We start from the raw sequence: 19484 nt of genomic DNA, 5'->3' as shown, positions 1-19484 counted from the left end.
CTCACCGAGTTCGACTAGATCGACGGGATCGACGAGAAGGAGCGCACAGTGGCGGAGGAGACCAGCAGCGGCGACATCCAGGCCGTGGCCCGGGTCGCACAGATCCTCGGCCTGTTCACCCCGCAGCGCCCGACGGTGACCGCCGCCCAGGCCGCCCAGCTAATCGGCCTCAACCGCTCCACGGCCTCGCGCTACCTCGCCTCCCTGGAGTCCGCCGGGCTGCTGCGCCGCAACGCCGAGACGTCCTCGGCCTTCGAGCCGTCCCTCGGGCTGGTGCAGCTCGGCGCCTTCGCGCTCGGCCGGGCCCCGGTGACGACCGCCGCTCCCCCGGCCATGCGACGCCTGAGCCTGCACACCGGACACACGGTCTCCCTCACCGTCTGGGGCACGTCGGGGCCGGTCGTCGTCCATACCGAGAACAGCGCGGAGTGGCGCGCCTCGGTGAGCGTCCGCATCGGCGCCCAGCTGCCGATGAACGCCGCCCAGACCCGGGTCTGGCTGGCCTTCCTCGACGACCCCGGCCTGGCCGAGCAGTTCCTCGACACCCTCGACGACGACGCCGAGCGCGAGCGGGCCCGCGCCGACCTCGACCGGATCCGCGAGGGCGCGATGATGCACCGCGTCGCCAACAACGGCGTCAGCGTGTTCGCCGCCCCGGTGTTCGACTCCCGCGGCATCTGCGCCTGCCTGGGGCTGCTGGCCACCACCACCGAGATGCCACTGGAGGGCTCCACCGCGCAGGCCGAGGCCCTCGAGGCCACCGCCCGCGGCCTGACCGACCAGCTCGGCGGCCGGTGGGCGCCGGGGATAGTTGAGGCGTAATCAACCTCGGCAGGGTCCGAAAAGGTTGATAACGCCTCAAACTATCCCGGCCCCGAGCTCAATCCGGACGCTCGCCGGTTCGCGTGGCTTCGGAGCGAGAGGAGGCTCAGCCGGCTCCGTCCGCGTAGTCGTAGCGCAGCCGCCGGATCGGCGAAGCGAGCAGCATGAGTGGTACCGCGGCGAAGATAGCCGTCGCCACAACCAGGGCGGTGCGGTTGGTGGTCGCGACCGCCAGCAGACCCCCGAGCGGAGCGCCCACCACGATGATCGCGCGATTGAAGGAGCGCATCGTGGTGATCGTGCGGGCCCGGAGCGCGTCGGGGGTGATCGCCTGGCGGTAGGCCGACTCGTGGGAGTTGCCGAAGCTGAGGCCGATCCCCCAGCACGCCTGCCCGACGGCGAGCACGGCAACCGCGGCCCAGCCGCTGGTGCCGAGACCGGCACCCACCATCACCAGCGCACCGAGCGCGGTGAGCGCGTGGGAGCCGATGATCACGCCGCCGGTCCCGAGGATCCGGCCGCCGGCGGTCGAGGCGAGCGCGCCGAGGACTCCCCCGATGCCCGCGCATGCCGTCGCGAGCCCGAACTGGAACGGGCTCAGACCCAGCGTGACGAGCACGTAGGGGGCGAGCACCGCGCCGAGGATCGCGTTGGCGACGAACCAGACGTGGGTGGTGACCGCGAGCACCAGCAGCCCGGAGCCCCGGTAGACCCACCGGACGCCGTCGCGGATCTCGCGTAGGACGTGCGGGCGCGGACCCGGCGTCGGGGACGCCTCGGCGACCCGGATCCGCAGCACCAGCACGGCCGAGACGACGTAGCTGAGCGCATCGACCAGGACCGCGACCGGCGCCCCGGCCACCTTGATCAGCAACCCGGCCAAGGCCGGTCCCCCACTCTGCGCGACGGCGTCGGTGGCGTCGATCCGGGCATGGGCGCGCTGCAGGTGCACCGCCGGCACCACCCGCGGCAGGAACGACATCGCCGCCGCGTCGCCCACCAGCGAGGCGGTGCCGAGACCGAGCGTCAGGGCCAGCAGCAGCGGCAGGGTCAGCAGGTCGGCGGCCCAGGCGATCGGGATCACGGCCAGCAGCAGCGCTCTGGCCAGGTCGGCGCCGATCATCAGCGGACGGCGCCGGTACCGGTCGACCAGCGCCCCGACCAGCAGGCCCACCACCAGGTAGGGCAGCCAGCGCGCCGAGTTGAGCCAGCCGACGTCCTGCGCGGTGCCGTCGAGGGTGAGCACGACGATCGTCGACAACGCGAGGAGGGTGATGTTCGATCCCAGCGTCGAGACCGACTCGGCCCACCACAGCCGGGTGAAGTCGCGGGTGGGGAACGACGGGGCGCGCTCGGCCACGAGAGGAACGACCGTCCTCAGCCGGGCTGGTCGCGCTCGGAGACGAGCACCTCGACGACGGCGCCCGACGCATCGACGATCTCGAGCGGCCGGGTGCGCAGTACGCCAGGATCGCTCATCCACCGATCCAACCATCCGGCCCTCGGACCGAGTCACCCCTCACCCCGCGAGTCACCCCGCGAGCGCGACCTGCCACGGCCGCACCCGGACGTCGAGCAGTCCGGCGACGACCGAGCCGTCGTCGCGCTGGGCGGCGACCACGACGTCGGCGGCCGTGGCGGCGTCGGAAGCGCGCACGATCGCCATGCCGTTACCGGGCTGGTCGGGAAGCGGTCCGGCGGCGACGAGCAGGCCGCGGTCGGCGAGGGTGCGGAGGAAGGCCAGGTGCCTGGGGAAGTCGGGGTCGGCGAAGACCGTCCCGGCGCGGCCGGAGGCGGCGGTGTGCTCCAGGACGAGCCAGAGCTCTCCTCGCGCAGGATCCGCAGGTCCCGCTTCGGCGAATCGATCCAGGACGCCGAGCCACCCCCCGGCGTACTCGGCGCGCGCGGCGGCAGGATCGGCGTAGACCTCCCAGCCGTCGTGCTCGAGGGTGACCAGCGTGGCGTCGCCGGCCGGCGCGAAGGCGACCGCCACCCGGCTCGCCCGATCGGCGTCCCTGCCGGGGTGCCAGGTGAAGGAGACGCTGCGCGGTTCGTCGGCATCGATCAGGGTGCCCCACACCGCGGTCTCGCCGGTGGGGCCGGTCTCCACGATCCGATCGCCGTCGAGCGCCACCGACGAGCCGGCGCCGAAGCAGCCGAGCGACTCGATGGGCCACCAGGCTCCGATATGGCGCCAGAACAGGTCGTAGGCGGCCGCCGGGTCACACGACACCAGCACCTGACGCCGGATCGCGGGAATCGCAGGTGTGGTCGGACTGGTCGAGGTGTTCACGTGCTCTCCTGATCGTTGGTCGCGGACTCCTCCACGTAAGCGGCGAAGGCGGCCAGGGCCTGGTCCCACTGCTCGGTGAGCCAGACCTGGACCGGAGCGAGGCCGCCCGGGGCCAGCGCGTAGAGGTTGCGGGTGCCGGCCGAGCGGTGCTCGACGAGGCCGGCACCTTCAAGCACCTTGAGGTGCTTGCTCACCGCGGGCCGCCCCACGGGGAGCCGGTCGGCAAGGCCGCCCACCGGGCATGGGCCCTCCCGCAGCACCTCGATGATCCGCCGTCTGGTCGGATCGCCGAGGGCATCGAACGCAGCGTCCGCCGCCATGATCGCCTCCGTCACTCTTGGGTGACGGTTACTCTATGGCAACCGTTACTCAAGGGCAACCATCGATCAGACCCAGCCTCGCTCGTGCGCCTGAACGCCGAGCTGGAAGCGGGTGCTCACGCCGAGCTGATCCTGGAGCCGGGCGACCCGGCGGGTCACCGTGCGGGTGCTGATCGCGAGCTCGTGGGCGATCGCCGCGTCGGTGAGGCCGGCGAGGAGATAGCGCAGCAGCACCCGGTCCTCCGTGCCGGGCTCGACCCGGATCCCACCGGCCGGGCGGCCGGGCGCGTCACGGTGCGCCCCGTCGCGATCGGGGAGCGCGACCCCGAGCCCCCAGAAGATCTCGAAGGTCTCCAGGAGCAGGTCCAGCAGGCCCGAGGGCCGCACCAGCACCGAGTGGAACTCGTCGTGCCGGGTAGCCGGATAGCCGACCACCGCGACCTGCCGGTCGGCGATCGTGAGACTCACCGGGACCCGAGCCGCGACCCGCACCTGCTCGCCCGCGCGCATCCGGTCGAGCACGGCGAGCCGCGATCCCGGCGTCCGCAGCATCTCCTGGGCGTAGCAGGAGCGGAACTCGACGCCGCGCGCGCGGCTGGCGCGGAAGGCCTCGGTGAGCTCCTGGGGTGGCGTCCTCTCCGACGGCGGCTCGTCGACCGAGGCACCCGCGCTCGTCAGCGAGAGCACCTCGGAGCGAGCACCGCTCACAATACTTTCCTCGGCGGTGCGACAGGCCTCACCGCTGCGCAGGAAGTCGGCGTAGCCGACGCCGCTGTGATGGCGCGACCACCACGACGTCAGCTCCTGCGCCATCGCGGCGCTGTGACGGGCGGCGCGGGCCTGCTCCTCGGCCTGCTGCTCGAGGACGACGGCGGCCGGGAGCGCCACCGCCGCCCCGTCGCGCAGCCGGACCAGCCCACGCGCGACCAGCTCCTCGACGGCGTCGGACACGGCGGCGTCGGCGTCGGCGTGCCGCGTCGCCAGCTCGGCCTGCGGCACCGGGCCACCTTCGACCAGGTCGATGTAGACGCGCTCGGCCAGACCGTCCACGCCCAGAGGTTCGAGCAAGCCCATGGCCGGAGTCTCCCACCACGGCGCGACGTCGATCCGGTCGCGGGTGGCACCGACGTCGATCACCTGTCGGTCACTCGGCCGGTCACTGGGCCGGTCACTGGGCCGGTCACTCGGCCGGGCACGTCCAGCGTGGCTTCGGGCGCGACACCAGCCGCGGTGTGGTGCTCGTCGCGTCGATCCAGGCGACTGCGTCACCGCGTCCCGGGACGGGCATGGTCTGGTCGCCGACGCTGCACGACAGCCGGCCGATCCGGCGACTGGTCAGGTCCATCACCAGCACCTTGCCCGGGTCGTCGATCGAGAGCAGGTTCTCCCAGGCCGCAAGCCTCCGACCGATGTTGATGTGGTTGCCGAGCACTGCCTGCTCGGAGTTCTCCCGGATCAGGGTCCGCACCCGCCCCCCGGCAAGTGGCATCCGGCGCAGGCTGGTGCGCAACCGGAACTGGGCGTCGGCGAGGAAGTAGAGGTACTTCCCGACCACCTGTGGTCGCAGCACGTACGCCGTGCTGTCCCGCTGGGGCCGTACCGTGGCCAGCGTCTTCGTGCGACCGGTCCGCAGGTCGTAGCGGCGCAGCTTCGCAACGGCCTCCTGGTCGGACCCGGCCGGCCCGTCTCCGTAGTAGACGTAGCGGCCGCTGATCTCCGGGTCCACGAGCGAGCGGCCCGGCGCGACCGGGATCTGCCGGATGCGGCCGTCGGTCGTGCGGACCCAGATGCCATTGCGCCAGTCGGGGAGGCTCTGCAGCCACGCGACGTTGCCGGCGTCGGTGTCGATGCCCCAGATGTAGGCCCCGCCGAGGTCGGCGAGGGTGCGGATCCGCGCGCCGCCTGCCTTGCGATGCTGCAGCTTGACGGTGAACCCGCCGCCGCTGCGGGCCATCGAGGCGAACCAGGTGGCGCCGGTCTGGTCGAGCGACGCCGGTCCGTAGTCGACGTCGGGACGCCGCGGCGCGATCTCGCGGGAGCCCGGTCGTCCGATCCGTCCGGTCTGCAGGGTGCTGACGAAGTCCTGCAGGTCGATGGCGTCGCCGATCCAGCGGTCGCCGCGCATCGCGAGGCCGTTCACGCTCAGCATCGGGGTGACCAGCGTGGACGCGTCGACGCCGCCGAGCCGGTTCTCCCACCGCGGGAAGATGCCGTGCCGCGTGAACGCCTCACGGATCCGGTCGAGGTCGCCGGCGGAGACGCCGTGCTGAGCCGCGGCGGCGAGGACGCTGTCGCGCAGGTCGATGAACTGCGAGAGCGGGGTGAGGTAGTTCGTCATGACGTCGTAGACGATCGGGTCGGCGACCTCGGCGCCGAGCCCGGCGCGGACCTCCCACAGGGCTCCGGAGGCGATCGGGCTGTTGAGATGGACGCCGCCGTTGTCGTTCGAGGTACGCCGCAGCTCGAGCGTGGTCATCAACGAGCGCAGGTCGCGCAGTGCGCAGTCACGCGGCGCGGTGTCCCCGCAGAGATCCTCGCCCAGGAGGCCGTCGTCGGGGCCCGCCGGGATCTGGAGGGTCTCGTTCTCGATCGCGTTGCCGAAGTAGTCGGCCAAGGCCTCGTTCAGGGCGCCGGACTGACCGATGTAGATCAGGTCGGAGGTGTGGTCCACCACGCCGTGGGTCATCTCGTGCCCGACGACGTCCAGCGCGGCAGCGAACGGGCGGAAGCCGTCGCCGCCGGTGCCGTAGACCATGGTCCGGCCGTTCCAGAAGGCGTTGGCATAGGGCCGTCCGCCGGAGGTCACATTGACCACCGAGCGGATCGCGCCGCCCCGGCCGTCGAGCGAGTCACGCCCGAGACCGCGGTAGAAGTCATAGACCTTCGCCGCGCCCCAGTGGGCGTCGACGGCGCCGGCGCCGTTCACCGACTCCGGCACCGGGATCGCGTCGGAGGCGACCAGCGGGGTCCCGGCCGGGAGGTCGGTGGCGAAGCGGTCGATGTCGCCGCCGTCGGCGTCGTAGGTGAGGATCTCGGTGGCACCCGGGGTCTGCCCACGGCTCAGGTCCCGGAAGTCGTAGCGATCCCCGACCTGGTCGAGCTCCAGCGGCATCGCCGGACCGTGGAACCCGGCGCCGGTCGTGCTCACCGGCCCATCGGTCTGGATGTCGTCGTAGGCCAGGACCGGCACCGTCCGCCCGGCGGCGAGATAGAGCTCGCGGCGCAGCGGCAGGCCGCGTTCCCGGTCGAGCCCCACGACGGTGACATGACGGGTCAGGACCCCGGGGCCCTGCGGCACGACGACCTCGCCCCGATCGATGACGTCGCGCACCTGTGCCGCAGGCTCGGCGGCGAGCAGCTGCCGGGCCACGCCGCGCGCCGCCGCGAACGGCATCCGGCGCCGCAGATCGACACGCAGGCCGGTGAAGTAGTCACCGCTGGTCCCCTCGACCTGGAACCTCCCGCCGTGCTCGCGGACCCGCACCACGTACTCGGCGCCCAGGACCGGGATGCCGTGGTAGCGCTGGGCGAACCGTTCGGCGGTGCGGCCGGCGGCATCGGCGACGGCGGGACGCACCGCTACCAGGTCGCGGCCCGCCGCGATGCCGAACCGCTGCTCCCGCTCGGCGAGGTAGGTGCGTGCCGCGGCCGCGGCCGAGCGCGCTCCGGGGACCGCCGCTCGGTCGTCGGTCAGGGCCGGCGTGCGGGTCCGGGTGAGCGCGTCGAGCGGCCCGGTCGCGGCGCCGTCCTCGGCGCTGGCCGCCGGAGCACCCGAAGGGCCGCGTGCCGGGGCTCCCGCACGCTCCGCCCCTGGCGCCACGGCACCCGCGGACGGGGCGGCCGGTACCACCATGAGGGCGGTTCCCATCACCCCGATCCCTGCTGCCGCGATGGCTGCGACCGATCGTGTACGCACCGACATCCGGATCCTCCCGCTCGTCTCGGGCGACGACGTCGACTCGCCGCGGCCCGCCGCAGGCGAGTAGAGCAGGCTCCGAGCGGCAGCGATGACCGTCGAACGCCAATGTCCTCAGGTCGCCACCGAACGCTGGACCAGGGCCGGCCGGGACCGGTCGCGGGAGGATCAGCGCAGCCCGAGGGCGCCTCCGGCGCCGGCGTCCCATCCGAGCGCGCGATCGGCCGCCAGGCGGGTGTCGATCGCTGCGGCCGCCGACGTGTCGAGGGCGGTCGGGCGGCGGGTGTCGAGATCGACGAGCAAGGTCACCAGCTCGAGGGTGCTCGCCAGCTCGCCGGTCGACTCGTTGACCAGGTACGACATCACGTGCAGGGCCTTGTCGGTGCGACCGAGCAGTCGGTGATGCACCGCCACCTGCTCCCCCAGTCGGGCCTCGTTGAGATAGCGCACGTGGTGCTCGAGGTCGAAGAAGTTGCGCCGCTCCGCCTCGATCTCCTCCGCGGAGTAGCCGAGATCGGCATAGAACGCCCAGCCGCCGTCGTCGTGGAGGGCCATGTGATGGCGCACGTTGAGATGGCCGTTGGCATCGACGTGCTCCTCGGCCACGACAGTCGTCAGCGAGACGGGCAGAGCCCGCACGTCGGAGACCTCAGGGACACTCACCATGACCTCACCATGACGACATGGTCTCAGCCTCGGTCGGTGCCGCCCATCGAGCCTGAGCCCTGCTCACCCTGGCCCTGCTGGCCCTGCTGGCCCTGCTGGCCCTGGCCCTGCTGACCCTGGCCCTGCTGGCCCTGACCGTTCTGGCCCTGGCCCTGCTGGTCGCCCTGGCCGCCCTGGCCGTTGGAGTCGTCCTCGCCGTCCTCGCCGGCCGGGTCCTCGGCGTCCGGGTCCTCGGCGTCGGGGTCGGGCAGCGGCTCCTTGACCACGACCACCGGGAGCTCGACCTCGGCGGAGGCCTCGGCCTTCGCCACGTCGTCTGCGTAGGCCTGGTCGATCTTCAGCACCTCGTCGGCGTAGCCGGTCAGGTCGCGGTGAGCCCCAAGGGCCCGGCGCAGCGCGGCGTCGTCGGTGAGGTCGCGCTCGGTGGCGCACAGCTGCACAGCGAGGGCCAGCGCGGCGTCGTCGATGTCCTGGACGTCGCGGCGCCCGTCGCCGTCGGCGTCGACGCCGTAGACCGCCCAGTCGGTCGGCAGGAACCCGAGGGGACCGGCGGGCCGGTCGAAGCCGCGCAGGTCGTCGACCTTCCCCTTGTCGGTGTCGCGCACCTTCGCGCGGCCCTTCTTGCCGTCCAGCGTGGCGCCGTACACGGCCGGGGAGGCGGCTCCGGTCTCGTCGAGGTCGCCGCCACCTCGGCGGCCGTGGTCGGACTCGACCCGGGCGACCGCAGCCAGCGTCGTCCACCGCAGGTCGCAGCCGATCTGGGAGTCGCTCATCACCGTGACGGCGCGCTGGTAGGCCGCCACGGCGACCTCGGGGACCTCGGAGACGTCCTGGTCGGCTACCGCGGACTGGCGGCGCGGCTTGAGGGACTTCTCCCGCTCGGGGATCACCGCGGCCGGGGTGTAGCCGGCCTCGGTCTCCTCCTCGGCGACCGGCTCGGTCGCGATCGGCGCGGCCGACTTGGCGACCGGCGGCCGCGGCGGCTCGGACCCGGCGTTCGCCGAGGCGACCAGCCCGGTGGCCAGGGCCGTTCCGGCGAGGACGCTGCACCCGCCGACCAGCAGCAGGCGCCGCATCGGCACGTAGGGCATCGACAGCCCGGAGAACGAGGGCAGCGCGAAGGCGGGGCGCGAGAAGCGCGAGAGTGGGGAGGTCGGGGCGGGCTCGAGCTCCGCGCCGGGCGCCGAGGCGAGCTCGTCGGCCGCGACCGTCGCCGCCGCCGTCTCCGCTGCGGCCGGGACGGCCGGGACGACGGGGGCCGGCGAGATCGCCGGCGCCGGCGTCGCGAGCGCCGCTACCGGCTCAGGAACGGCGCTGCGCGCAGGCTGCAGAACAGGGTCGACGTCGATCGGATCGAGGGCCGCCAACAGCTCGGCGGCAGGTTCCGGCTCCGCCTTGGCGGGAACGGCGGCGTGGAGTGCCGCGGGGGTCGCAGAGGCTGCCTGCGCCAGCGCGGCGGACTCGATCTCGGCGGCCGCCGCGGCCAGCGCGGTCTGCTGAGTCGAAGAGCCCAGGGAAGAAGGGGCCGCGGAGACGGCCGGGCTCGCGACGTCGCGGGACACCGTCTGCGCCCGCGGCGCCGCATGCTTGGGCGCCGCCGGAAGCGCCGGCAGCGGCTCGAACGAGTAGCTCCTGGGTGCAGGAGGCTGGCTCGGTCCGCGGTGCTTGCTCATCGTCTAGGTCCTGGGGGTCGCAATGGAGCGGCGCCATGGCTGCGTGGCCCTCCGCACCTCATCTATCGACGCGCACGCGGGCCGAGTTGAGGACCGGTACGGACCAGTGACCGTGACGGTCCCCACCTTCGGGACCCGAGCAGGATCAAGTACGCGAGCCCCACGGCCGATCTGATCGAGCATGATCGAGTCCAAGAAGCGCGACGCCGGCCTCGGCATCCTGGGTGGGATGGCGACCGGACTCCTCAGCACCGCGTTCCACCTGCAAGGCGGTGCTCGAATGCCCGCGATCATGCTCGGGGCTGGCCTGTACGCCTGGGGCGCGATGAGCCTGGCCGAGGCGAAGGGCTACTCGCAGTGGTGGGGCCTGCTCGCCCTGATCACCGTCGTCGGCATGCTGGTTCTCGTGTGCCTGCCCGACCGACGACGTGGCGCGCTAGTCGATCTCTGATCGGGCCCGCCATCCGTGGGCCGCTAGGGAATCACTATGAACCACTCATTCCCTGGTCGACCTCGTCGACGATCTGGTCGATCGTCTGGGCGACGTCGACCACCAGGCCGTGCTCGTCGGGAGCGAGCGGCTCGAGGGTGGCGAACTGGGAGGCGAGCAGAGAGGCCGGCATGAAGTGTCCGGGACGGCTGGCCTGCCGAGCCGCGATGAGCTCGTGGGAGCCCTCCAGGTAGAGGAAGCGCACGTCGGCGACGTGACGGCGAAGTTGGTCGCGATACTTCCGCTTGAGCGCCGAGCAGCTCATCACGCCGCCGGTGAGCACGTGGCCGGCGAGCCACGCGCCGATGATCTCCAGCCAGGGATAGCGATCCTCGTCGTCGAGCGGATGCCCGGCGCTCATCTTGGTGATGTTCGCCGGTGGATGCAGGTCGTCGGCGTCCTCGTAGGGCACCCGAAGCCGCTGCGCGAGCGCGGCCCCCACGACCGACTTCCCCGAGCCGGACACACCCATGACGACGATCAGTGGCCGTGCGCTCATCGCGCTCCCTCACCCGCGTGGGCGTGCGGCCCACTCGTGACCGACCGGTCCGCGCAGCACCCCGCCGCTTCGGTATCTCAGCATGGCTACTCCCCCGACGGGCCGTCGTCAAGGCCCGAGTGGGGGATAGGAAGCCGCGTTTCACGCCTCTACCGTCGAGTGACACCTCCCGGGCCGACCCCCACTACGCCGAAGGAGTGCCAGAAAGTGCACGTGACGACCGCGTTCGACCTCACCTTGGCCAACCCGCTGGGAAAGGCCTTCACCGGAGGCCTCGGGGGGCCGGGGATCGCACCGCACACCGGACCCGACTGGCGCGTCGGTGCCGGGATGGACCTCGCCGCGGGCGCCGGGAGCCCGGTCGTGGCCACCTTCGGCGGGCAGGTGGTCGCGGTCGCGGCCACCGGAGTGACCGTGCGGGAGGATAGGGGCCGGGTCCTCGCCTGCCACCAGGGCCTCGCCGATGTGCCGGGGCATCTCGACGTGGGGACGAGCATCGCGCAGGGCGAGCCGATCGGCGTCCTCGGGCAGGGCCATCTGCACCTGGCCCTGGCCGAGGTGGTGGCCGGGGTCGCGATCCCCATCGACCTCTATCGCACCTATCTCGCCCTGGGCACCAGCCTGGAGCCGTCGGTGGTCACCTTCTTCCAGGACGGCGACGTGCGCCCGGTCCCCGTCGGGGAGGACCTGCTCGGGCCCGCTCCCGCCGCAGACCGACGCGTCGACGTCGGCAGCCTGGCCGGCGTGCAACGCGCGTTGATCTCGCTCGGCTTCGATCCCGGGCTGCCGACCGGCGTCGACGACGTCCGCACCCAGCATGCGCTGCGCGGCTTCCAGGCGGCGTCCGGCCTTCGTCCCAGCGGCGTGCTCGACACGGCCACGCGATCGGCCTTGGCCGCCACGCTCGGCGCCGCCGGCATCACCGCGACCGTCGCCTGACGCGGCTGCCGGCTCACGACGCCGGAGCGGGGACCTCCAGCCGGAAGCCGACGCCGCGCACCGCGACGACGCGCTCGGTGACCCCGACCTCCTCGAGCTTGTGGCGCAGCCTTCCGATGGTGACGTCGAGGGTCTTGGTCGACCCGTACCAGTTCTCGTCCCACGCCTCGGCCATCAGCCGGCCGCGCGAGACCACCTTGTCGCGGTGCGCCATCAGCACCGACAGCACCTCGAACTCCTTGCCGGTCAGCGACACCTCGACGTCGCCGGCATAGACCCGTCGCGACGCGAGGTCGATCCGCAGCCCGTCCACCGAGCCGGGGTCGTGCGCGCTGCCGCCGGTCCGGCGCAGCAACGCACGGACGCGGGCCTGGAGCTCGGCGAGGCCGAAGGGCTTGGCGAGGTAGTCGTCGGCGCCGTAGTCGAGCCCCACCACCCGGTCCAGCTCGCCGGCGCGGGCGGTGACGATCATGATGGCGCCCTCGAAGCCCGCCGAGCGCGCCTGGCGGCACACGTCGAGGCCGTCGATGTCCGGCAGCCCCAGGTCGAGGATGACGACGTCGGCCGACCGCCCGGCGAGCTCCTCGAGGGCCCCGCGACCGGTCTCGACCCACTGCACGTCGTAGCCCTCGCGCTCCAGCGTCCGCACGAGAGGGAACGCGATGTCCTCCTCGTCCTCGACGACGAGCACACGGTGGCCCATGGAGGGGAGCATAGGCGCTGCCCGTATGGCTCAGGTCGCGAACAGGTCACCTGAGCGGGCGACCCGCTCGAGCACCTGGTCGAAGCGCAGCTGCTCCAGCCCCCACGGATCCTCGGCTCCGTCCGCGACCTCGTCCCACGAGACCGGGGCGGCGACATAAGGCTGCTCGCGCCCGCGCAGCGAGTACGGCGCGATCGTGGTCTTCGAGGCGGCGTTCTGCGACCAGTCGAAGAACACCTTCCCCTGCCGCCGCGACTTGGTCATCGTCGCGGTGACCAGGGCCGGGTGCTCACCCTGGAGCTCCTCGGCCACCTCCTTGGCGAGGGCCGTGGTGTCCTCGCTCGGCATCCGGCGCGGCAGGTCGGCGTACAGGTGCAGGCCCTTGCTGCCGCTGAGGACCGGTTTGGCGATCAGGTCGCGCTCGGCGAGCCGGTCGCGGGCCAGGAGCGCCACCTGGCAGCACTCGTGCAGGACGGCCGGCTCGCCGGGGTCGAGGTCGACCACGATCCGGTCGGCGTTGCGCGGGCGGCCGTTGCGGCCCACCCGCCACTGGTGCACGTGCAGCTCGAGCGCGGCCAGGTTGGCCATCCAGGTGAGGGTGGCGAGGTCGTCGACCACCGGGAAGACCAGGGTGTCGCCGTGGCGCGAGGCGCCTCGGGAGCCGGTGGTCGGCACGGTGACGGTGCGCACCCACGACGGCGTGCCGGCCGGCGCGTTCTTCTCGTAGAAGCTCTCGCCCTCCACGCCGTGGGGCCAGCGGATGCGGGTGACCGCGCGGTCGCGCAGGTGCGGCAGCATCACCGGCGCGATCCGCGCGTAGTAGTCGAGCACCTCCCCCTTGGTGGTGCCGGTGCGCGGATACATCACCTTGGCGAGGTTGCTCAGGGTCAGGGTGCGGCCCTCGACGTCGACGTGGACCTCCTCGCGGGCCGGGGGGCTCACAGGTCCTCCGGCCGCAGGTCGGTGCGCAGGCCGCGGTAGGACGGTTGCCGCAGCCGCTGGTAGCCGACGCCGTGGGTGTCGACGTCGACGACGAGCACCGGCTCGCACCAGGTGGTGCCCAGCGCGTCCTCGCGGGGCACCTCGTCGGCGAACGGACTGTCGGCGCGCGTGAGATCGGCGACGGCCGCGCCGAGCAGCCGGCTCTGGACGGCGGCGATGCCGCTGCCGACGCGCCCGCGGTAGACCAGGCCGCCGGGCGTCATCTCCCCCACCAGGAGCGCGGCCAGCCGGTCGGTGGTGCCCTCCTGCGGTCGCCAGCCGCCCACGACGTACGAGCGACGGTAGCGGTGGGCGAACTTGAGCCAGTGCGGCGAGCGCTCGCCGGGCCGGTAGGGCGAGCGGAGCCGTTTGCTGACGATCCCCTCCAGTCCCTGCTCGCGGGTCGCCTCCAGCAGCATCGGCCCGTCGTCGTAGGAGACCGGCACCTGCCAGGTGGTGCCTGCGAGGAGCTCGGTGAGGATCGACCTGCGGGTGGCCAGCGGCTCGGCGGTGAGGTCGCGGCCGTCGAGACGGAGGAGGTCGAAGACCATGAAGGTCACCGGCACCTGCTCGACGAGCCGGGCGACCGACGTCGCCTTGCGCACGTGCATCCGCTCCTGCAGGACCCGGAAGTCGGGGACGCCGCGCTCGTTGAGCGCGATGATCTCGCCGTCGACGAGATGATCGCGACCGGCCAGCGGTCCCGCGGCGACGTCGGGCCAGGCTGCGGTGACGTCGTTGTCGTTGCGGCTGGTGAGCCGGGTCCGCCCCGTGGCGGCGCGGGTGTCGGCGAGGATCCGCATGCCGTCCCACTTGACCTCATGGGCCCACTCCTCGCCGGTCGGCACGTGGTCACCCTTGGTGGCCAGCATCGGACGCATGGGGCCCATCCTGCCGGGCACCGATGACTTTCGCCCGCATCACCCGTCACACTGGTGGCAATACGGTCGATCCGATCTGAGAGGCTTCCCCATGCGTGCGATCTGGAAGGGCGCGGTGTCCTTCGGACTGGTGAGCGTGCCGGTCAAGCTCTACTCGGCCACCGAGAGCCACGACGTGTCGTTCCGGCAGGTGCACGCCAGCGACGGCGGACGGATCAAGTACCAGCGGGTCTGCTCGATCGACGGCGAGGAGGTGCCCTACGCCGACATCGCCAAGGGCTATGAGACCGAGGACGGCGAGATGGTGATCCTCACCGACGACGACCTCGCCCAGCTCCCCTCGGCGTCCTCGCGGGAGATCGCGGTCGAGAAGTTCGTGCCGCGCGAGCAGATCGACCCGATGCTGTTCGAGAAGTCCTACTACCTGGAGCCGGAGAAGTCGGGGGTCAAGGCCTACGCCCTGCTGCGCCAGGCCCTGCTCGACGCCGACCGGGTCGCCGTCGTCACCGTCGCCCTGCGGCAGCGCACCACCGTCGGCGTGCTGCGCGTGCGCGACGACGTGATCGTGCTGCAGACGATGATGTGGCCCGACGAGATCCGTACCCCCGACTTCTCGATCGAGCCGGGCGAGGTGAAGGACTCCGAGGTCGCGATGGCCACGATGCTGGTCGAGACCCTCGCCGGCGAGTTCGATCCGACCGAGTTCGAGGACGACTACGCCGGTGCCGTCCACGACCTGGTCGAGGCCAAGATCGAGGGCGGCGACCTGAAGCGCACCCCCACGTCGACGAAGTCGTCCGGCGAGGTCGTCGACCTCCTCGCGGCCCTGCAGCGCTCGGTGCAGAACGCCAAGACCGCGCGCGGCGAGGACGCCGACACCGACACCGACACCGAGGCCGAGGACGCCGACACGAAGGACGCCTCGAAGCCGGCCAAGAAGGCCACCACGAAGAAGGCAGCCGCCAAGAAGACCACCAAGAAGGCGGCTTCGGAGAAGCCGGCCAAGAAGACCACCACGAAGAAGGCAGCGGCGAAGAAGACCGCCAAGAAGGCCAGCTGAGATGAGCCGGCGCTCGAGCCGGCTCGTCTCGATCTGGGTCAGTCGTGGCCGATGCTGGTGGGCCAGATCGGGGACTCCGGCGCGACCGGGACGTCGACCGGCGGCGGCGCCGAGGAGATCTCGGTCGGGGGCGAGGACGAGCGCTGCCGTTCGCGGGTGATGACACCGCTGGGCTGACCGACGTCCTCGAGGGCGACGGTGAACGACGAGCCGTCGGCCTCCGGCCCGCATTGCACGAGGGCCGGCTGGCCGACGCGGTGCTCGCGGATCTTGACGCCGTCGACCGACGTTCCGTAGTGACTGCCGGCGTCGACGAGCATCCACCCGTCGTGGAACGGCCGCAGCTCGGCGTGGTGGCGCGAGGCGGACGCGGCGGTCAGGACGACGTCGGCATCGACCGAGCGGCCGACGCGCAGCAGGCGTGGCTCGCTGAACCGCAGGGTCCGCTCGCCCATGGTGACGATCAGCACTGGCGTGGTCATGGAAGCCCTCCCGAGGCGTTGGGGCGGCGGACGACGACCGTGCTCGCGCCGACCTGGATGCGGGCACCCTCGGCCAGTTCGACGGTCCGGTTCGGTTCGAGACGGACACCCGTGCCGTCGAGGTAGGTGACCATCCAGGCGGCCGGGGACACGTTGCGCAGGCCCCACCGTGCGGGCTCCTGCGGGTGCTGGCGCACCTGGCCGAGCACCGTCGGGTCGTCGATCCCCGAGGTCAGGTGGTCGTTGCGCAACGTGAGCAGCGGGCTGACCGCGAGCGTGCGCCGGCCGATCTGCATCACGTACGGCGGGGTGATCGGGGTGCTGCACGAGCGGCACGGACGCGCGTGCTCGGTGGGATCCCAGAAGTTCGTGGTCCCGCACCGCGCGCAGCTCACCATGCCGTCACGGAGCCGGTCGAACGCCTTGATCCACTGCCCCTCGGTGACCCGCGCCGAGGGGCGGGAGAGGCCCTCGACGAAGGCCTGGGTGAACAGGTCGCGGATGAAGCGCGGGTAGATCGACCAGTACTGCTCGACGATCGCGGCGGGTCGGTTGCGCGCGTCGTCGGGGTGCATGCAGAAGATCGCATCGGTGCCGAAGTGCCGGGTGAGCCATTGGGCGTCGCGGAGCCCGGCGTCGGTGTAGGCGCCCTCGAGCGGATGCCCGAGGAAGAGCGAGTAGAACAGCAGCACCGCCAGCGAGTGCCGGTCGGTGTCGGTGCTGGGCAGGGTGTTGTAGGTCAGGTCGCTCACGACCTCGGGCGCCATGAAGTACGGCGTCCCGAGGACGCGTCCGGTGCCGTCGTCGACGCCGACGTTGTCGTTGTCGCAGATCAGCACGTCGCCGTTGCCGGGATCGAAGAAGACGTTGCCGAAGGAGATGTCGCGGTAGCAGAGCCCGCGCGCGTGGAGGCGCAGGAAGCTGAAGCTGAGCTGGCGGCACAGCTCGATCGTCGAGGCGAACGAGACGTCGAGGGTGTTGCCGTCGCGGTCGAGGTTGGACAGCAGGTAGCTGAGCTCGAGATAGCGCTGGTCGCGCAGGTTCATGACGTAGCCGAAGCCCTCGTGGCCGCCCGAGCGCGCCATGCTCAGCGGCCACAGGAACCGCTCGTGCGGAGAGCCGAACTCGACGAGTTGGAGGATCTCGTGGAACTGGGTCGTGGTGGCGCTCTCGGGCCGGTACCACTTCAGCGCCAGCGGCTCACCGGAGGCGCGCTGCACCTCGAACACGTACCCTTGGCCACCCTGCCCGAGCAACGAGACGACACGCGCTTGACCGAGGGCACCGAGGTCCACCTCGGTTCCGTTCGCCAATACCATCGTCGCTGTCGGCTTTCGTCCGGGACACTGGCCGAAAGCGTAGCCGCCGTGGATGAGCCCCGAGTGGAGGTGCCTTGAGTGAACGACCGACTGGGTGGGGCGGTCGCCCGTAAACCGCTGCACTTCATCTTCGTGCTCGACGTCTCCGGCTCGATGCTGCGCGGTGGCCGGATCCAGGCCCTCAACAACGCGATCTCCGAGGTGCTCCCCCACCTGCGCGACGAGGCGAACGCCAATCCCCACGCCGAGCTGCTCGTGCGCGTCCTCGCCTTCGCGAACGAGCCGCAGTGGATCGTCGAGCACCCCACGCCCGTGGCCGACCTGCACTGGTCGCGACTGGAGGCGGTCCCCAAGGGCTTCACCGAGCTCGGCAGCGCGTTGCGCGTGCTGGCGCAGACCATGACCGAGCTCGAGGCCGCGGGCACGTCCTATCCCCCGGCGATCATCCTGGTCTCCGACGGACGACCCACGCAGAGCAGCGGCGTCAGCTTCGCCGAGGGGCTGCAGGAGCTGCTCGCCACCCGCACCGGCGAGGCGGCGGTCCGCCTGGCCCTCGGCGTGGGACGGGACGCCGACCTGCACTCGATGCGGCGCTTCATCGGCAACGAGGAGGTCCCGCTGCTGCGCGCCGACAACCCCGAGCAGCTCGTCGAGTACATCGTCTGGGCCTCGAAGGCGGCCAGCAAGCTGGCCTCCCGCCCGGCGCTGGGTGACGGCGCCCCCTCGGTCGCGCCGCCCACCGCCGTCGGCGAGCCGATCTGGAGCTCGCTTGCATGAGCACTCCCGATGGCCGGCCTGGCCGTGGATCAGGCGATGGAGCAGGCTGGGACGTCGCCTCGGCGAGCGTCATCGGCTCTTTCCACATCCGTGAGCAGCTGGTCAACCAGGACTCCGTCCGCACCTGGGTCTCCGACGACGGGGCGAGCGCCGTCCTCGCCGTCGCCGACGGGCACGGCCACCACCTGCACTTCCGCAGCGAGGTAGGAGCCGCGCTCGCCACCCGCTGCACCCTCGACGTCCTCACCGCGATGGCCGAGTCCGACCCCGACCTGGGCCCCGAGACCGCTGCCGCGCGGATCGTCGAGCGCTGGCTGGCCGCGGTCGCCGACCACACCCAGGCCGAGCCGTTCCGCCCCGACCAGTACGTCACCGACCCGCTCCTGCCGTACGGCGCGACCCTCCTGGCGGTGCTGGTCACCGGGTCCCGGCTGCTCGCGCTGCAGATCGGGGACGGCGACACGGTCGCCGTCCACGGCTCGGGCGAGGCGTTCCGGCCGATCCCCGAGGATCCCAGTCTCGACGGGATCCACACCGCCTCGCTGTGCCAGCCCGACCCGCTCTCGTCGTTCCGGTTCGCCGACATCGACCTCGGCGACGACCCGGTGCGGCTGGTCTACCTGTGCACCGACGGCTTCGGCAAGGCGCGCGTCGACCCGGTCGGCTGGTGGCGCCAGACCGGCGAGGAACTCGATCGCTTCACCGCGGACCGCGGTGCCGCCTGGGTGGCCGAGCAGCTGCCGTCCTGGCTGGCCGAGCCGGCCGAGATCGGCGGCGACGACACCACCTTGGCGCTCGCGAGTCGTCGGACGGCGGGGACGCCGTCCGCTGCTGCCCCGGCCCCGCTGCCCGACACCGTCGACGTGCCGGTACCCACGCCCGGGGCGTGGGACGAGCCGACCGATGCGCACGCCGACAACGTCACGCCGACGACGTCCGACCGGCCTGCCACGGGCGCTGAGGCCGCACCGCGCCCCGATGAGGCCGACACGCTCGACGTCCCGTACTCCTAGTGGGCATCTCCGGGAGTTCGTCGGGGGTCGCTGATCCAGGCGGTGGGATCGCCGAGGTAGTGGCCGCAGGCGGTGTCGAGGGCTTCTTCGGGGGTGCCTGAGGGCGAGCGATCTGGGGCCACCGCTCGCCGGCACGAGCCCGGAGTCGTTGCCGCAACGAGGTCTGCGTTGAGTCCGGGATCTTGGCCACCTGGTCATCGACCACCCGACCGGCTTCGTTTCGCGGTGTCCTCGGCGCGGCGACTGGTAGTGGCGATCGCGACCGGCGACTTCGCCGACCTCAACGACCTGGCCAACCGGATCCTCGCCTACGCCCGCAGTGGATGGGCCTGACCGGTGGCGTGGATCTGGTGGTGGTGGAAGGGGCAGTGGAGTCGGGCGTCGTGGGTGTTGGTGTCGCCTCCGTCTTGCCACGAGTGGGCGTGGTGGGTGTGGCAGTAGGCGGCGGCGGTGTCGCAACCGGGGGTCTGGCAGTGGGTCTGTTCGAGGCCGATCGCGATCCGTTGGCCGGGGGTGTGGAAGCGGCGGGTGCGGCCGAGGTCGAGGACCTCGCTCTTGCCACCCAACACCACTGGGATGATCCCGGCTTCGCACGCCAGCCGCCTGGCCTGGCCGGGTGAGATCGCAACACCGGTGTCGAGGTGGGCCGC

At 72.1% G+C, this 19484-nt stretch carries 20 protein-coding genes; 6 read left to right on the top strand and 14 right to left on the bottom strand.

The annotated features are described in order from the left end of the window. The first annotated feature begins 48 nt into the window (after positions 1–48). Positions 49–822, top strand: coding sequence for an IclR family transcriptional regulator (locus tag WMR31_RS18680; protein WP_340540402.1), 774 nt, complete (start codon positions 49–51; stop codon positions 820–822). A gap of 106 nt (positions 823–928) precedes the next feature. Here the strand turns inward: WMR31_RS18680 and WMR31_RS18675 are convergent, their stop codons facing one another. From WMR31_RS18675 to WMR31_RS18645, 7 genes are all read right to left on the bottom strand, one after another. Next, entirely contained in the window at positions 929–2182 is a 1254-nt protein-coding gene (locus WMR31_RS18675) for an MFS transporter (protein ID WP_340540401.1), read from the bottom strand. Between the two features lie 171 nt (positions 2183–2353). Further along, a complete protein-coding gene (locus WMR31_RS18670) occupies positions 2354–3115 on the bottom strand; it encodes an SRPBCC domain-containing protein (RefSeq protein WP_340540400.1) in 762 nt (253 codons plus the stop codon). Then, the gene (locus tag WMR31_RS18665) at positions 3112–3435 is read right to left on the bottom strand and encodes an ArsR/SmtB family transcription factor (RefSeq protein ID WP_340540399.1); all 324 of its coding nucleotides are present in this window, start codon (positions 3433–3435) and stop codon (positions 3112–3114) included. The genes WMR31_RS18670 and WMR31_RS18665 overlap by 4 nt, the downstream gene beginning before the upstream one ends. A 66-nt stretch (positions 3436–3501) precedes the next feature. Further along, a complete protein-coding gene (locus tag WMR31_RS18660) occupies positions 3502–4572 on the bottom strand; it encodes a helix-turn-helix transcriptional regulator (RefSeq protein WP_340540398.1) in 1071 nt (356 codons plus the stop codon). A 43-nt stretch (positions 4573–4615) separates the two neighbouring features. After that, positions 4616–7303, bottom strand: a complete 2688-nt coding sequence (locus WMR31_RS18655; RefSeq protein WP_340540397.1) for a M4 family metallopeptidase — start codon at positions 7301–7303, stop codon at positions 4616–4618. A gap of 216 nt (positions 7304–7519) precedes the next feature. Then, positions 7520–8017 carry an acyl-CoA thioesterase gene (locus tag WMR31_RS18650; protein ID WP_340540396.1) on the bottom strand — a complete coding sequence of 166 codons (498 nt, stop codon included), beginning with the start codon at positions 8015–8017 and terminating at the stop codon, positions 7520–7522. 23 nt (positions 8018–8040) lie between these two features. After that, complete coding sequence (locus WMR31_RS18645) at positions 8041–9690, bottom strand: lysozyme family protein (protein WP_340540395.1); 1650 nt, start codon at positions 9688–9690, stop codon at positions 8041–8043. A gap of 181 nt (positions 9691–9871) precedes the next feature. Between WMR31_RS18645 and WMR31_RS18640 the strand changes: the two genes are divergently transcribed. Continuing rightward, complete coding sequence (locus WMR31_RS18640; protein WP_340540394.1) at positions 9872–10141, top strand: hypothetical protein; 270 nt, start codon at positions 9872–9874, stop codon at positions 10139–10141. Positions 10142–10175: 34 nt separating this feature from the next. Here WMR31_RS18640 and WMR31_RS18635 read toward each other — a convergent pair whose 3' ends face one another. Continuing rightward, positions 10176–10679 (bottom strand): gluconokinase, encoded by a 504-nt coding sequence (locus tag WMR31_RS18635; protein ID WP_340540393.1) that lies wholly within the window; start codon positions 10677–10679, stop codon positions 10176–10178. Between the two features lie 213 nt (positions 10680–10892). On the opposite strand from WMR31_RS18635, the gene WMR31_RS18630 reads away from it, so the two are divergent. Beyond that, positions 10893–11618 carry a peptidoglycan-binding protein gene (locus tag WMR31_RS18630; protein WP_340540392.1) on the top strand — a complete coding sequence of 242 codons (726 nt, stop codon included), beginning with the start codon at positions 10893–10895 and terminating at the stop codon, positions 11616–11618. Positions 11619–11631: 13 nt separating this feature from the next. On the opposite strand, the gene WMR31_RS18625 is transcribed toward WMR31_RS18630, so the two are convergent. The 3 genes from WMR31_RS18625 to ligD (WMR31_RS18615) are packed head-to-tail and all read right to left on the bottom strand — an operon-like array spanning position 11632 to position 14183. Then, a complete protein-coding gene (locus WMR31_RS18625) occupies positions 11632–12321 on the bottom strand; it encodes a response regulator transcription factor (RefSeq protein ID WP_340540391.1) in 690 nt (229 codons plus the stop codon). Between the two features lie 30 nt (positions 12322–12351). Continuing rightward, positions 12352–13263, bottom strand: a complete 912-nt coding sequence (ligD, locus tag WMR31_RS18620) for a non-homologous end-joining DNA ligase (protein WP_340540390.1) — start codon at positions 13261–13263, stop codon at positions 12352–12354. Beyond that, a complete protein-coding gene (gene ligD / locus WMR31_RS18615; protein WP_340540389.1) occupies positions 13260–14183 on the bottom strand; it encodes a non-homologous end-joining DNA ligase in 924 nt (307 codons plus the stop codon). Before ligD (WMR31_RS18615) ends, ligD (WMR31_RS18620) begins: the two co-directional genes overlap by 4 nt. A gap of 91 nt (positions 14184–14274) precedes the next feature. Between ligD (WMR31_RS18615) and ku the strand changes: the two genes are divergently transcribed. Then, positions 14275–15243 (top strand): non-homologous end joining protein Ku, encoded by a 969-nt coding sequence (gene ku / locus WMR31_RS18610; protein ID WP_340540388.1) that lies wholly within the window; start codon positions 14275–14277, stop codon positions 15241–15243. A gap of 38 nt (positions 15244–15281) precedes the next feature. On the opposite strand, the gene WMR31_RS18605 is transcribed toward ku, so the two are convergent. Together WMR31_RS18605 and WMR31_RS18600 are read right to left on the bottom strand one after the other, a co-directional pair. Beyond that, positions 15282–15725, bottom strand: a complete 444-nt coding sequence (locus WMR31_RS18605) for an FHA domain-containing protein (protein ID WP_340540387.1) — start codon at positions 15723–15725, stop codon at positions 15282–15284. Continuing rightward, positions 15722–17044 (bottom strand): protein kinase domain-containing protein, encoded by a 1323-nt coding sequence (locus tag WMR31_RS18600; protein WP_340540386.1) that lies wholly within the window; start codon positions 17042–17044, stop codon positions 15722–15724. The genes WMR31_RS18605 and WMR31_RS18600 overlap by 4 nt, the downstream gene beginning before the upstream one ends. A gap of 78 nt (positions 17045–17122) precedes the next feature. Here WMR31_RS18600 and WMR31_RS18595 point away from each other — a divergent pair, with 78 nt between their 5' ends. Together WMR31_RS18595 and WMR31_RS18590 are read left to right on the top strand one after the other, a co-directional pair. Next, on the top strand, positions 17123–17821 hold the full coding sequence (locus tag WMR31_RS18595; RefSeq protein WP_340540385.1) for a vWA domain-containing protein: 699 nt from the start codon (positions 17123–17125) through the stop codon (positions 17819–17821). Then, the gene (locus WMR31_RS18590; RefSeq protein WP_340540384.1) at positions 17818–18834 is read left to right on the top strand and encodes a PP2C family serine/threonine-protein phosphatase; all 1017 of its coding nucleotides are present in this window, start codon (positions 17818–17820) and stop codon (positions 18832–18834) included. The genes WMR31_RS18595 and WMR31_RS18590 overlap by 4 nt, the downstream gene beginning before the upstream one ends. Positions 18835–19142: 308 nt before the next feature. Here the strand turns inward: WMR31_RS18590 and WMR31_RS18585 are convergent. Beyond that, positions 19143–19484 (bottom strand): HNH endonuclease signature motif containing protein (locus WMR31_RS18585; protein WP_340540383.1); only part of this gene is annotated, 342 nt, incomplete at its 5' end.

The sequence above is a fragment of the Nocardioides epinepheli genome (assembly GCF_037936805.1).
Taxonomy (GTDB): domain Bacteria; phylum Actinomycetota; class Actinomycetes; order Propionibacteriales; family Nocardioidaceae; genus Nocardioides.
This window is presented reverse-complemented; position numbering and strand designations above follow the sequence as displayed.